Here is a 12,856-nt window from a genome sequence, read left to right as displayed (position 1 = left end):
TCACTGCTCCGGGTAGGTGAAGAGGTCGTCGAGACCCACGCCGAAGGCACGGGCGATCTGGAAGGCGAGTTCGAGCGTGGGCGAGTACTTCTCCTGCTCGATCGCGATGAGCGTCTGTCGCGTCACACCGATGGTGCGGGCGAGTTCGGCCTGCGTGAGACCGGCGGCTTCACGATGCGTGCGGATGCTGTTGGAGACGCGTGTGGGCTTCACCATCAGACGAGCCCCCGCCGGTAGGCGACCGCGCGGGCGATGCTGCCCACCACCGCCGACACCGCGAAGCCGGCGAACATCGTGTGCGCGATCCAGAACACGTCGGCACCCACCGCGCACAGCACGATGACCCCGATCCCGGCGATCACGACGAACGCCTGCTCGACCCGGGATCCCATGCGGCTGATGTCGCGGTCGCGGATGTCGGAGCGCCCGGTCCCCTCGGGATCACGGGTGTGGGCGATCATTCCCCAGACGATGCTGAGGGCGATCGTCACTCCGATGCTGAGACCGATCGTCCACAGCATCAACGGGAACCAGTCGATGTCGGCGACCGGAGTCGATGTCGCCTGCTGCAGGATGATCACCGCGTAGATGCTGATCGCGATGATGCTGACGACCAGTCCCGTCCAGACGTTGCGCTCCTCGTAGACCACGACAGCCTCCCGTTGTAAAAGATTCTTGACACTCTGACGGTAGACCCGCCGCACGCGCGTGTCAAGAATTATTTACATACCACCGTCGCCGGACGCGAGAAAGCACCCACCCCGTGCGGGATGGGTGCTCGCTCGCCGTGGGAGCCGGTGGGTCAGTCCGACACCTGCGTGAGGAAGGTGAGCGTCAGCGGCTCCGCGAGCAGCTCCCCAGCCTGCTCGCCGAACGCCAGGTAGTGCGCGGTGCCCTGATGCACGCGCAGCGCCTCCATCGACGTGAACGCCTCGCGCATGACGAACGTCCCCGGCTCGTCCGCCACCTCGAACAGCACATAGTCGAGGTTCCCCTCCTCGGCCCTGGTCGGCTCGATGAGCGGCAGCAGCGCCGTGAGCAGGTCGTATCGCCGCCCCTCCCGTGCGACGAGCGTCGCCAGCGACACGACCACCGGCCCCCGCGCGCTCATGCGGAGGCGCCTGTGACAGCTGCCACGGCAGCGCTCGCGATGACGTGGTCCTGCTCCGCCGAGCCGCCGCCGACCCCCACGGCGCCGATGATCACGCCGTCCGCGTCACGCACGGCCACTCCACCGCCGATGAAGGCGACCGGTGCCGAGATCGCGTGCTCGAACCCGAACAGCGGTCCGCCCGGAGCGGTCGCGCCGGCGAGGTCCGCGGTCGACGCTCCCCGAAGTACAGGGTCGTGCGGGCCTTGCTCAGGCCGCCGTCGATCGCAGCGATCGGCGCTCCGTCCGCACGGGCGACGACCACCGGCTGCACACCGGCGTCCACGATCGTGACGACCACGGCGACGCCGTGCTCGGCGGCGACATCGAGTGCGGCGGCGGCGGCACGCTGGGCGGATTCGAGGGTGATGACAGTCATGGCGTTTCCTTTCTCAGAGACGTCGGTTGCGGCGTCCGACAGATGCAACCGGCCCAGCCATGGCGCCATACCCCACATCGGATGCAACACAAAAGAAGTTTGCATACAGTCGGTGCATGGATGTCACCGAGCGGCAGCTGCGCGCCTTCGTCACCGTCTGCGAAGAGGGATCGATCACCCGAGCTGCGGCTCGCCTCTTCCTGAGCCAGCCCACGCTGTCGCGCCAGCTCGCCGCTCTCGAGCAGGCCGTGGGCACCCCGCTGATCGAGCGATTGCCGCGATCGGTGCGCCCGACCGGTGCCGGGCGCAGCCTGATCGACAGCGCGCGGGCCGTCATCACCGCGCACGAAGATCTCGCCCGCGCCGCGCGGTACGCCACCAGCGGGGCGGTGGGCGAGCTGCGCATCGGCACCCTCTTCTCCCTCAGCCTCGGGGTGCTGCCGGCGTTGCTCTCCTCGTGGCGCGCGCGTCACCCCCTCGCTCAGGCCAGCCTGCACGAGCACCGGCATCAGGAGGATCTCGTCGCCGGCCTGCTCGCCGGGTCGTTCGATCTGGCGATCGGGCCGCTCCCCCACGGATGGACCGGCGGCTGGAACCGCCTGGCCACCGAGGAGTTCGTGGTGGTGCTCGCCGACGGCGCGTCCCTTCCGGGTCTCGCGGCTGACGAACCCGTCGATCTCGCCCTGCTCCGCGACGACGACTGGGTGCATTTCACCCCCGGAAACGGGCTCGGCGACATGCTCGACGCCGCCTGCCTGCGCGCGGGGTTCGTGCCGCGCGCGGCCCTGCGCACCGAGCAGGCACGCGCCGCGGTCGAGTACGCGCTGCACGGCATCGGCCACGCCCTCGTCCCGAGCAACGTCGTGCCCGCCGACGTCCCCACGCATCCGTTGCGCCACCCGGTGGAGCGCGACATCTGCGTGTACTGGCGCGGCGCGAGCGATCCGCTGATGCGCTCGCTGGTCGAGAGCGGCCTGGCGGACCTCAGATCACATCGCTGAACGTGGAGTCGGAGTTGCCGAAGCGGTGCGCGGTGATGCTGATCGACTGCTCGTGCACGAACGGCAGCAGCTCGATGCGTCCGGCAGAAGTGACCTCCCCGGCGTAGACCGCCAGGTCCGGATCCCCGTCGACCGCCACCGCGAGAGCCCGACCGAGCGCCTGCACGGCTGTCGGCGGACCCACCAGACGCACGCGTCCGGCCCGAGCGGCCGGAGCTTCTCCGCCGTCGGACGATGCGGGGCGCGGCTGCATCCGCTCGATCCATTCCTCGTCGCTCTCGAGGAACACCGCGGCATCCAGCTCTCCGAGCGCGTGCCGGACCGCCGCGGGCAGCCCGACGGGTGACGACAGCGTGAACCCGGCCCCCGCCCGCACCGCGGCGATCACGACGCGCAGCAGGTCCTGCAGCGCGGCATCCGCCGTCGCGCGGATCTCGACGGGCAGCGGGCGATAGCGGAACAGGTTGCGCTCGACCTCGAGGCGCGAGACGTCGCGCACCCGCCCGAACTCGCGGTCCCAGGCGATCGCGTCCGAGAGCGCCGACCGCCGCAGCCACTCGAACGACTCGAAGTCGAGCGACGGCTGCGCCGACTCGATCACCGCGGTGATGCGCGAGTCCAGACCGCGCAGGTGCAGCGTGCTCGATGCCGCGCCCCGCGCGTGGGAGCGCCAGGAGCCCAGCCCGATCAGATAGTTCGGTCCGCCGGCCTTCGCTCCCGGTCCGACCGACGAGCGCTTCCATCCGCCGAAGGGCTGGCGCTGCACGATCGCGCCCGTGATGCCTCGGTTGACGTACAGGTTGCCGGCCTGGACCCGATCGAGCCAGAGTTCGAGATCGTCGGGATTCTGCGTGTGCAGACCTGCGGTCAATCCATAGGCGACGGCGTTCTGCAGCTCGATCGCGCGGGCCAGGGTGGGCGCGTGCATCACGCCGAGCACCGGCCCGAAGAACTCCTCGCGATGAAAGCGCGACCCGGGCTGCACGCCCACGCGCACACCGGGCCGCCACAGCCGCCCGCTCGCGTCGTCGGCCGCGACCGCCGGTTCGATGAGCCACCGCTCGTCGCCCTCGAGCTCGGTGAGCGCCCAGGCGAGCTTGCCCTGCGGCTTCTCGATCACCGGCCCCACCTCGGCCAGCGGATCGGTCGGCCAGCCCACGTGCAGCGAGCGCACGGCGTCGCTCAGCTGCCGGGCGAAGCGCTGCGAGCGTCCGACGGGGCCCACCAGGATCGCCAGTGACGCCGCAGAGCACTTCTGCCCCGCGTGCCCGAACGCGCTCTTCACGAGGTCGGCGACGGCGAGGTCGAGGTCTGCCGACGGCATGATCACGATCGCGTTCTTGCCGCTGGTCTCGGCGAGCAGCGGCAGGTCGGGCCGCCAGGACCGGAACAGCGCCGCGGTGTCCCACGAGCCGGTGAGGATGACGCGGTCCACGGCCTCGTGCGCGATGAGCGCCTGCCCGAGCTCGCCCTCCTCGACGTCGACCAGCGCCAGCACGTCGCGGGGCACGCCCGCCTGCCACAGCGCCTCGGCGATCACGGCCGCACACCGGCGTGCCTGCGGGGCGGGCTTGAACACGACTCCCGATCCGGCGGCGAGCGCCGCGAGCACTCCGCCCGCGGGAATCGCGAGGGGGAAGTTCCACGGCGGCGTCACCACGGTCACCCGTGCGGGAACGAAGGCAGCGCCCGCGATCGCGTCGAGTTCGCGCGCCTGGGCCGCGTAGTAGCGCGCGAAGTCGACCGCCTCGCTGACTTCGACGTCGGCTTCGGCGAAGATCTTGCCGGTCTCCGACGCCGCGACCTCGATCAGCTCACCGCGCCGGGACTCGAGTGCGGCCGCCGCGCGCAGCAGTACCTCGGCGCGCTCCGCGGCCGGGCGGGAGCCCCACGCCGATGCCGCGGACTGCACCTCGCGCACCCGCTGCTCGAGGGTGTCGGCGTCGGTGATACGTGCCGCCGCGACGGTGTCGTCGCCCGCGGTCGACCCGTCGATCCGGGCGCGCACGGAGGCCGCCCACTCGCGGTTCGCGGGCAGGGCGGGGTCGCTGTCGACCGCGTTGACGAAGCCGGGGGCACCGCCGGTGCCCGCATCGAGCTCGCGTGCCGAGTACACCGCGGTCTCGAGGAAGGCCTCGCCGACGGTCTCGTCTGCGCCGTCGGACCCGCGCGAGATGCCGAGCACGGTCTTCGTGAGGTCGACCTCTGCCGCGGGGGCGACCGGGATCGGACGCATCGCCTCGTGGGTCGGCGCGAGCCGGTTCTGCGCGCGACGCGGACCCCGCCACAGCGACGTGTCGGTCGATCGGTCCAGCGCCGCGAGGAACCGGTCGCGCTCGCGCACGAACAGCGACTCATCGGCGTCGAGCCGGAACGCGGCGGAGAGGAAGTTGTCAGACGACGCGTTCTCCTCGAGCCGACGCACCAGATAGCTGATCGCCACGTCGAACTCCGCGGGGGCCACGACCGGCACATACAGCAGCACCGGACCGACCTCGCGGGCGACGGCCTGCACCTGCCCCTGCGCCATCCCGAGCAGCATCTCGAACTCGACCGCGTCGCGCACGCCCCGCTCGCCGGCCAGCAGCCACGCGTGCGCGATGCCGAACAGGTTGTGCCCGGCGACGCCGAGCCGCACCGCCGCGGTGTTCTCGGGCTGCAGCGCCCAGTCGAGGCAGCGCAGATAGTTGGCATCGGTGTCGAGCTTCGTGTCGTAGGTCGCCGGGGTCCACCCGTGCATGCGTGCCTCGACGTGCTCCATGGCGAGGTTGGCGCCCTTCACCAGGCGCACCTTGATGGGGGCGCCGCCGTGCGCCACCCGCTCGCGCGCCCAGGCGGTCAGCACCTGCAGAGCCGGCAGCGCGTCGGGCAGGTACGCCTGCAGCACGATGCCGGCGTGCAGCCCGTGCAGGCGCGGGTCCTCGAGCAGGCGCGTGAACACCGCGATCGTGAGGTCGAGGTCGCGGTACTCCTCCATGTCGAGGTTGATGAAGGTCTGACTGTCGGTCTCCCCCACCGTCCCTGCCGCGGTCAGGTACAGCGGAAGCAGCCGCTCGACGACGCGATCGACGACCTCGTCGAAGGCCCACATCGAGATGTGGCTGATGATCGCCGAGACTTTGACCGAGACGTAGTCGACGTCGTCGCGTCGGATCAGATCATGGATGCCGTCGAGCCGACGCCGCGCCTCGGCCTCACCCAGCACGGCCTCGCCCAGCAGATTGAGATTGAGACGAGACCCGGACTCGCGGATCTTCGCGATCGCCGGACCCAGCTTCGCCGGACGCGCGTCGACCACGAGATGCCCGACCATCTCACGCAGCACCCGCCGCGCGATCGGCACGACCGGGGTGGGCAGGATCGGCGCCATCCCTCCGCCCAGACGCACGGCGCCCCGCAGGTACCAGGGGAGGAACTCGGGCACGATCGGGGCGATCCGATGCAGCTGCGATGCCGCGGCGCTGAGGCTCTCGGGACGCATGACCCCGTCGACGAAGCCGAGCGTGAACGGCAGCCCGTTCGCATCCTGCAGCACGTCGGCGAGGCGCCGCGCGGCAGGGTCCACCTCGACCGCGGCGGCCTCGGTCACCCAGCGGCGGGCGAGCGCGACAGCCTGTTCGGCGAGAGGGGCGGATGCCACGGCATCCGTCGGGAATGACGTCGACTCGGCCATGGCCTCAGCCTAGGTCGCGCGCACCCCTCGCGGCCGGAGCCTCGCCCGTGTTTCCGGGGCGGCCGTCAGCTCCAGTCGCTCGGCGCGGACTCGCGCACGGGCGGCAGGGCAGAGGCCGCGGCCCAGTCGTGCACCCAGGCGTCGATCTCGGGCACGCCGTCGGGCTTGCCGACCGCGGCGAACAGCTCTTCATTGCTGACGGTGCCGCCGGTGCGGCGCAGCATCCGTGCCCGCACGATGGCCCGCGCGTAGACCTGGCCTTTCACGACGGCGCGATGCTCGAGGAACAGCGCCTTCTCGTCGTGACCGATGAAGCGCGACTGCACCTCGAACCGCTGCCACAGTTGCAGCGACTTGCGGAAGGTCACCGTCTCGCTCGACACGACCGCGTACCAGCCCTGCGCGTTCATCGCGTCGAACAGCCCGGTGCGGATGAGCAGGTCCCATCGGCCGAGGTCGAACAGCGAGAGGTAGCGGCCGTTGTTCATGTGCCGCAGCACGTCGATGTCGGTCGGCAGGGTGGTCAGTCGGATGCGGCCGACCGCGGTCGGATCGAGGGTCTTGGCCCGCCGCACGCGGAGTCGGGCACGGAGGATCACGAGGAGGGTGCGCCAGATCACGTTCACGAGGATCGATCGTAGCCAGAGGTGTATGAACCGCGAACTTCGTTGTGCGAATCCTCCATCACCTGCGCGGCGTGTGCGCACGGCATCCGCTCGATTTCCGGATCCAGTATGCCGCGCGTAGAGTCGCCGCATGAGCGCCGAAGCCCAGTCTGAAGTCATCGTCCGTCCGGTCCGCGATGTCGATGCGGAAGCCCTCGGTCGCGTGCATGCCCAGTGCTGGCACGAGACCTACGATCACCTGATCAGCAAGGCCGCACTCGAGAAGGTCTCGCCCCGCCGCATGGCGGAGCTGTGGACGCATTGGGCGTCTCAGGGGCCCGACTTCAAGATGAACGCCGCCCTCGTCGACGGCGAGATCGTCGGGTTCGCCGGCTCCGGCCCGGCCCGCGACAAGGATGCCCCCGCGTTCCGCGAGCTGTACTTCATCTACCTGCTCGACGCCTGGCACTCCACCGGCACCGGCCAGAAGCTCTTCGACGCCACGATCGAGAAGGACGAGCCCGTGTACCTCTGGGTCGCCGAGGACAATCCCCGCGCGCACCGCTTCTACACGCGCAACGGCTTCTCGCTCGACGGCGCCACCCACACCGAGCCCTTCCTCGGCGAGACCCTGACCGAAGTCCGCTTCGTCCGCTGACCCGGCGCCGCGCGGCCGCGCCCGGCGCCACGCACCGGCGCCGCGCACCCCTGTGCGCCCCTGCCATCCGCCGATTGCACGGGTTCGCGTCGAGTGCACGGGCTCTTGACGTGAATAGGCCGTGCAGTCGGCGATAGGCCGTGCACTCGACGACCGGATGCCGCGCCGGCGGATGCCGCGCCGGCGGATGCCGCGTCGGCGGATGCCGCGTCAGCGGCTCGACACGCTGCCGAACAGCTTCGCGATCGGGGCGAGCACGAGCGGACGCGCGGCGAACCAGCCGCCCGCCATCACGACCAGCGACGCGATGAACACCCAGAAGCCGGTCCAGGTGACGGCATCCTGCGAGGCGTACATGTGGTTCAGGTTGCGCAGGAATCCGGTCAGCATGACCAGCGCCACGTGCGCGACGATGAACACCACGAAGTAGAGCATCACCGGGAAGTGCAGCGCGCGCGCCCACTCCACCGGGTACGCCTTCGACAGCCGTTCGGCCCTCTTCGGCCACAGCCCCGACATGCGGAATCCGGTCACGACGGCGAGCGGGGCCGCGATGAACACGGTCGCGAAGTAGGCCAGCTGCTGCAGGCTGTTGTAGTTGTTCCAGCCGTTCTCATGCGGCCAGTCGAACGAGACGTATTGCAGCGCGGCCGAGAGCGCGTTCGGGAAGACCTCCCAGCTGGTGGGCACGATCCGCACCCAGTGCCCGGTCACGACGAGCAGCACCACGAAGGCGACGCCGTTCAGGATCCACAGCAGGTCGAGCGCCTGGTGGAACCACAGGGTGAGGCTGATCTTGCCCTTGGAGTTGTTCCGCGGGGTCCAGAACGCGGTCGGCCGCTTCTCGGTGCGCACACGGAGTCCGGAGCGGATGATCAGCACGATCAGGAACGCGTTGAAGAAGTGCTGCCACCCGACCCAGGGGGCGAAGCCGGGGGCGACCTCGATCGGCGACTCGTATTCGCCCGGGAAGGCGGTGAGGAAGTCCTGCATGAACGGCGCGCTCAGCAGCGCGCGGACGAGTGCGACCGCGGCGGCGGCGAGCACACCCAGGGCCGCCGCTCCGAACAGGGTGGCGATGGCCTGCGGCCACGACGGACGCGGTCGAGCGGATGCCGCGACCGACGCGGGCGGCAGGGTACGCGGCGCGCGACCCTGCCACACGGTGGGCGTCCACGGCAGCGGGGTGTCGAGGCTCGGGGCGAGAAGGGCGGGGGTGGATGCCGCGGGGCGCGCGACCTCAGTCGACGGGGTCTCGCCGGGGGTGGCAGCGGGGGCGGTCTGCGCGGCTGCCGGGGTCTCGATCGATGGTGTCGGCGAAGCATCCGACGACACGATCGGACGCGTTCCGGCGGGAGGCCACGGCTCGCCGCCCACCACGCGCGGAAGGCCTCGGCGCACCGCGGACTCGGGCGCATCGGCGACGGGTGACATGGACGCCTGCGGGGCGGGGGACGAGACCGACGCTGCGGGTACGGCGCTCGTCGGATCGAGGCTCAACGTGTCGGCATGCGGCGCCGCGACGCGCCGGGCCTGAGCAGTCGGAGCCTGAGCAGTCGGAGCCTGAGCATTCGGAGCCTGAGCAGTCGGGGCCGACCCCGTGTCGGCGGCCCCCGGCGCGACTGTCGCGGGCGGCCAGGGCTCGCCGCCGACGACGCGCGGCAGACCTCGGCGCAGAACCTGCGATGCCATCCCAGAAGCGGCGACGGACGCCGCAGCCGCACCGACAGGCTCGCTCGCATCCGCCATCGAAGCGGGGATCTCGGATGCTACGGATGCCACGGCATCCGCCTCACCATCCGCCTCGCCGCCCGCGCCCGACACCGCTCGCGGAGCCGGCACCTGCACGGTCGAGAGATCGTCCTCGACAGCGCCGACGACTCCCGCCTCGACCTCTGCCGCGGGCGGCCACGGCTCGCCGCCGGGTACGCGGGGCAGACCCCGCCGCAGCATCCGTGTCGCCATGGCTACTTCTTCCGCGCCTCGAGCGCGGCGATGACCTGCGGGACCACGGTGAACAGGTCGCCGACGATGCCGAAGTCCGCGACGTCGAAGATCGGCGCATCGGCGTCCTTGTTGATGGCGACGATGTTCTTCGCGGTCTGCATGCCGGCGCGATGCTGGATCGCGCCCGAGATGCCGAGCGCGACGTACAGCTGCGGCGACACCGAGACCCCGGTCTGGCCGACCTGATGCGACTGCGGGATGTATCCGGCATCCACCGCGGCGCGCGATGCGCCGACAGCCGCGCCGAGCGCATCGGCGAGCTCTTCGACCAGGACGAACTTCTCCTTCGAGGCGAGCCCGCGACCGCCCGAGACAACCCGCGTCGCACCGCGCAACTCAGGACGCGACGAGGTGACCTCGACCGCCTCGACCTCGCCCGCCGTGGCTGCGACGGCCCCGGAGGGAGCGACCTCGAGCGCCGACACCTCGGGCGACGCGACGGCTTCGGCGCGTGCCTCGACCGCACCCTGGCGCACCGTGATGACGAGCGTGCCGAAGGTGGCGGCCGCGTCGACGAGGTACGAGCCGCCGTAGACCGAGTGGTGGGCGACGACGCCCTCGTCATCACGCGAAACACCGACGACATCGACCGCGAGCGCATTCTTCGTGCGCACGGCGAAGCGCCCGGCGACGTCGCGCCCCACGATCGAGTTCGAGATGAGCACCGCGTCGGGGCGCACACGCTCGTATGCCGCCTGCAGCGCATCGACGATCGGAACCGTGAGCTGTGCGGCGTCGCCGTCGGCGGTCAGCACGATCGCAGCTCCTGCGGCCGCTGCCTGGGCCGCGGCATCCGCCCCGCCTCCGACGATGACCGCCACCGGGGATCCGATGCCGGATGCCGCGCCGATGAGCGCGGCAGTGCTGCTGGCGACGTTGCCGGCGGGGTCGACGTCGACGAGGACGAGGATCGGGTTCTCGGACGAGGTCATCTCACACCAGCCTGTTCTGCACGAGGAAATCGACCAGTTGCGCGGCGGCATCGCCCTCGTCCGTGATCTTGACGCCGGCCGCGCGCGCGGGCTTGGCGGCGACCGAGGTCATGATGGTGCGTGGGGCCGCGGCGGGATCGGCCGAGACGCCCAGGTCGGCCAGGCTCACCACCTCGAGCGGCTTCTTCTTGGCGGCCATGATTCCCTTGAAGTTCGGGAACCGTGCGTCGGGCAGGGCCTCGGTGATCGAGATCACGGCGGGGAGCGGAGCCGACACCGGCTGTGCGCCGAAGTCCGCGGCACGGGTTCCCGTGACCGTGTCGGCGCTGATCTCGACCGTCGTCAGCGCGGTCGCCTGCGCGAAGCCGAGGTGCTCGGCGAGCATCGCCGCCATGACGCCGCCCGAGCCGTCGGTCGACAGGTTGCCCGTGATCACCAGATCAGGCGCGCCCCGGCGGATCGCGGCCGCCAGGGTCTCGGCGGTCAGGCCCAGGTCGGCGCCGGCGAGTTCGGCATCGGCGATATGCACCGCCGATGCCGCGCCTATCGCGAGCGCGCGGCGGATCGACGCCGTCGACGTCTCGGGGGCCATCGAGAGGGCCACCACCTCGGTGCCCTCGTTCTTGTCCGCGTGACTCAGCGCGACCTCGAGCGCGCGCTCGGTGATCTCATCGAGCACGAGATCACCCACCGCTCGTTCGGCGAGGCCCGTCTCGAGGTTCAGGGTGCGGTCGCCGTAGGTGTCCGGCACCTCTTTGACCAGGACGAAGATCTTCATCGATTGCTCCTCACGACTGCGTCGATTCTACCCCTGCGGGACTGAGTACCACGTGGTGCGCGACCCAGAATCATCCAGCCTCCGGGCGGGCGCACGCGCGGCGTCATCCTGCCGTGCGCCGCCACGGCTACCGTAGAGACGTGGTCCGACCCCGCCCGCTCCCCGTGGATCCGCTCGCCGAGGCGAAGCGGCAGTGGCTCGCGCACGGATGGACGGATGCCGCGGACGGCATGGCGGTGGTGACCTCGGTGATGCGGGCGCAGCAGCTGCTGCTCGCGCGAGTGGATGCCGCGCTGAAACCCTTCGCGCTCAGCTTCGCCCGCTATGAGATGCTGCGGCTGCTGGCCTTCAGCCGCGCGGGCCGTCTGCCCCTGTCGAGTGCGGTCGCGCGACTGCAGGTGCACGCGACCACCGTCACCAGCACCGCCGAACGACTCGTCCGCGACGGCCTGGTCGTGCGCGAACCCCACCCGCACGACGGACGAGCCGCGATGCTCGCGCTGACCGACGCCGGCCGCGATCTGGTCGAGCGCGCGACGACTGCTCTCAACGCCGACGTGTTCGCCGACCCGGGCGTGAGCCGCGACGATGCGGCCGAGCTCGTCGCGATCGTCGCCCGCCTGCGCAAGGACGCCGGCGACTTCACCGACCCGCGCCCGCACCCCGAGCCGCTCTGACATGGCGACGTTCACGCTCGAGACGCTGATCGCGGCTCCGCCCGAGGCGGTGTTCGCGGCATCCCTCGACCCCGACCTGCATGTGCGCACCATGGCGCAGTACGGCGAGACGATGATCGAGGCGCCCGCGGGCGGGCGTTTCACCGAAGGATCGACCGTCACCTGGCGGGCGCGGCATTTCGGCATCCCGTTCCGACTGCGCACGATGGTGTTCGACATCGACCCGCCGCGCGGGTTCCGCGACCGGCAGATCGCCGGGCCGTTCGGCGCCTTCCTGCACGAGCACGTCATCGAGGAGCATCCACGCGGAACGCTGATGCGCGACACCGTGACCTTCCACTCACCGTTCGGACTGCTCGGTCGGGCCGTCGACGCTCTGTTCCTGCGGGCGTACATGCGGCGGATGATCGCGCAGCGCAACGCCGTGCTCGCTGCAGAACTCGAAGGCCCCGGGCGTACTCTGTCGGCATGAGTGAACTGCGCCTGCATACCGTCCTCTCCGGTCGCGGTCCTGCCGCGGCGATCCTGCTGAGCGACGACCAGGTCGCCGCGCTCGGCGGGGGCAAGGCGTTCCCGGTCGTGGTCACCATCGGCGGGCGCACCGCCCGGCTGCGGCTGGCCCGCATGGGAGGCGAGAACATGATCGGCCTGAGCAAGGCCGCGCGTGCCGAGCTCGCGGTCGAGATCGATCAGGAGGTCGACGCCGTCATCCGCGTGGATGCCGCCGAGCGCACGGTCGAGATCCCACCGGCGCTGGCCGCTGCCCTCGACGCCGACCCCGCCCGACGCGCAACCTTCGACGCCCTGTCGTACACCGTCCGCAAGGAGCACGTACGCAAGGTCGCCGACGCCAAGCAGGATGCGACGCGCGAGCGGCGGATCGCCGCCATCGTCGACTCTCTCGGCGCGTAGCCGTTCACAACTCAGCACGATCGGGCGTTCGGCGGCTCGATCGGGCCGCGGAACCCGTTCCGCGCCCGTTTCTGCTGAATTGTG

15 protein-coding genes are annotated in these 12,856 nt (G+C 70.9%); 5 read left to right on the top strand and 10 right to left on the bottom strand.

The genetic code is table 11. The features are described from left to right. The 5 genes from AC2D10_RS13830 to AC2D10_RS13810 form a co-directional block, all read right to left on the bottom strand. On the bottom strand, positions 1 to 216 hold the full coding sequence (locus AC2D10_RS13830) for a helix-turn-helix transcriptional regulator (RefSeq protein ID WP_484708478.1): 216 nt from the start codon (positions 214 to 216) through the stop codon (positions 1 to 3). Then, the gene (locus AC2D10_RS13825; RefSeq protein WP_484708477.1) at positions 216 to 650 is read right to left on the bottom strand and encodes a hypothetical protein; all 435 of its coding nucleotides are present in this window, start codon (positions 648 to 650) and stop codon (positions 216 to 218) included. The genes AC2D10_RS13830 and AC2D10_RS13825 overlap by 1 nt, the downstream gene beginning before the upstream one ends. A gap of 152 nt (positions 651 to 802) precedes the next feature. Further along, entirely contained in the window at positions 803 to 1,111 is a 309-nt protein-coding gene (locus AC2D10_RS13820) for a putative quinol monooxygenase (protein ID WP_484708476.1), read from the bottom strand. Continuing rightward, positions 1,108 to 1,284, bottom strand: a complete 177-nt coding sequence (locus tag AC2D10_RS13815) for a heme-binding protein (RefSeq protein ID WP_484711851.1) — start codon at positions 1,282 to 1,284, stop codon at positions 1,108 to 1,110. Before AC2D10_RS13815 ends, AC2D10_RS13820 begins: the two co-directional genes overlap by 4 nt. Then, positions 1,203 to 1,529 (bottom strand): heme-binding protein, encoded by a 327-nt coding sequence (locus AC2D10_RS13810; protein ID WP_484708475.1) that lies wholly within the window; start codon positions 1,527 to 1,529, stop codon positions 1,203 to 1,205. The genes AC2D10_RS13815 and AC2D10_RS13810 overlap by 82 nt, the downstream gene beginning before the upstream one ends. Before the next feature lie 116 nt (positions 1,530 to 1,645). Here AC2D10_RS13810 and AC2D10_RS13805 point away from each other — a divergent pair, with 116 nt between their 5' ends. After that, positions 1,646 to 2,530 (top strand): LysR family transcriptional regulator, encoded by an 885-nt coding sequence (locus tag AC2D10_RS13805; protein WP_484708474.1) that lies wholly within the window; start codon positions 1,646 to 1,648, stop codon positions 2,528 to 2,530. On the opposite strand, the gene AC2D10_RS13800 is transcribed toward AC2D10_RS13805, so the two are convergent. After that, a complete protein-coding gene (locus AC2D10_RS13800; RefSeq protein ID WP_484708473.1) occupies positions 2,514 to 6,203 on the bottom strand; it encodes a proline dehydrogenase family protein in 3,690 nt (1,229 codons plus the stop codon). The two genes, AC2D10_RS13805 and AC2D10_RS13800, sit on opposite strands and share 17 nt — an antisense overlap. Before the next feature lie 65 nt (positions 6,204 to 6,268). Continuing rightward, positions 6,269 to 6,829 (bottom strand): acyl-CoA thioesterase, encoded by a 561-nt coding sequence (locus tag AC2D10_RS13795; RefSeq protein ID WP_484708472.1) that lies wholly within the window; start codon positions 6,827 to 6,829, stop codon positions 6,269 to 6,271. A gap of 130 nt (positions 6,830 to 6,959) precedes the next feature. On the opposite strand from AC2D10_RS13795, the gene AC2D10_RS13790 reads away from it, so the two are divergent. Continuing rightward, positions 6,960 to 7,466: a GNAT family N-acetyltransferase gene (locus AC2D10_RS13790; RefSeq protein ID WP_484708471.1), complete on the top strand. Its 507-nt coding sequence runs from the start codon at positions 6,960 to 6,962 to the stop codon at positions 7,464 to 7,466. A gap of 210 nt (positions 7,467 to 7,676) precedes the next feature. Here AC2D10_RS13790 and AC2D10_RS13785 read toward each other — a convergent pair whose 3' ends face one another. Genes AC2D10_RS13785 through AC2D10_RS13775 form a run of 3 tightly spaced genes read right to left on the bottom strand, consistent with a single transcriptional unit; the run spans position 7,677 to position 11,183 of the window. Continuing rightward, the gene (locus tag AC2D10_RS13785) at positions 7,677 to 9,431 is read right to left on the bottom strand and encodes a cytochrome b/b6 domain-containing protein (RefSeq protein WP_484708470.1); all 1,755 of its coding nucleotides are present in this window, start codon (positions 9,429 to 9,431) and stop codon (positions 7,677 to 7,679) included. 2 nt (positions 9,432 to 9,433) lie between these two features. Beyond that, the gene (locus tag AC2D10_RS13780; RefSeq protein WP_484708469.1) at positions 9,434 to 10,405 is read right to left on the bottom strand and encodes an electron transfer flavoprotein subunit alpha/FixB family protein; all 972 of its coding nucleotides are present in this window, start codon (positions 10,403 to 10,405) and stop codon (positions 9,434 to 9,436) included. Between the two features lies 1 nt (position 10,406). Further along, complete coding sequence (locus tag AC2D10_RS13775) at positions 10,407 to 11,183, bottom strand: electron transfer flavoprotein subunit beta/FixA family protein (protein ID WP_484708468.1); 777 nt, start codon at positions 11,181 to 11,183, stop codon at positions 10,407 to 10,409. Positions 11,184 to 11,323: 140 nt separating this feature from the next. On the opposite strand from AC2D10_RS13775, the gene AC2D10_RS13770 reads away from it, so the two are divergent. Genes AC2D10_RS13770 through AC2D10_RS13760 form a run of 3 tightly spaced genes read left to right on the top strand, consistent with a single transcriptional unit; the run spans position 11,324 to position 12,772 of the window. Then, complete coding sequence (locus AC2D10_RS13770) at positions 11,324 to 11,860, top strand: MarR family winged helix-turn-helix transcriptional regulator (RefSeq protein ID WP_484708467.1); 537 nt, start codon at positions 11,324 to 11,326, stop codon at positions 11,858 to 11,860. 1 nt (position 11,861) lies between these two features. Further along, entirely contained in the window at positions 11,862 to 12,332 is a 471-nt protein-coding gene (locus tag AC2D10_RS13765; protein ID WP_484708466.1) for an SRPBCC family protein, read from the top strand. Further along, on the top strand, positions 12,329 to 12,772 hold the full coding sequence (locus AC2D10_RS13760) for a YdeI/OmpD-associated family protein (RefSeq protein WP_484708465.1): 444 nt from the start codon (positions 12,329 to 12,331) through the stop codon (positions 12,770 to 12,772). Before AC2D10_RS13765 ends, AC2D10_RS13760 begins: the two co-directional genes overlap by 4 nt. The last annotated feature ends 84 nt before the right edge of the window (positions 12,773 to 12,856 follow it).

This window comes from Microbacterium sp. PI-SA-G (genome assembly GCF_057215335.1).
The sequence above is the reverse complement of the archived record's forward strand: the minus strand, read 5'-3'. Positions and strand labels throughout refer to the sequence as shown.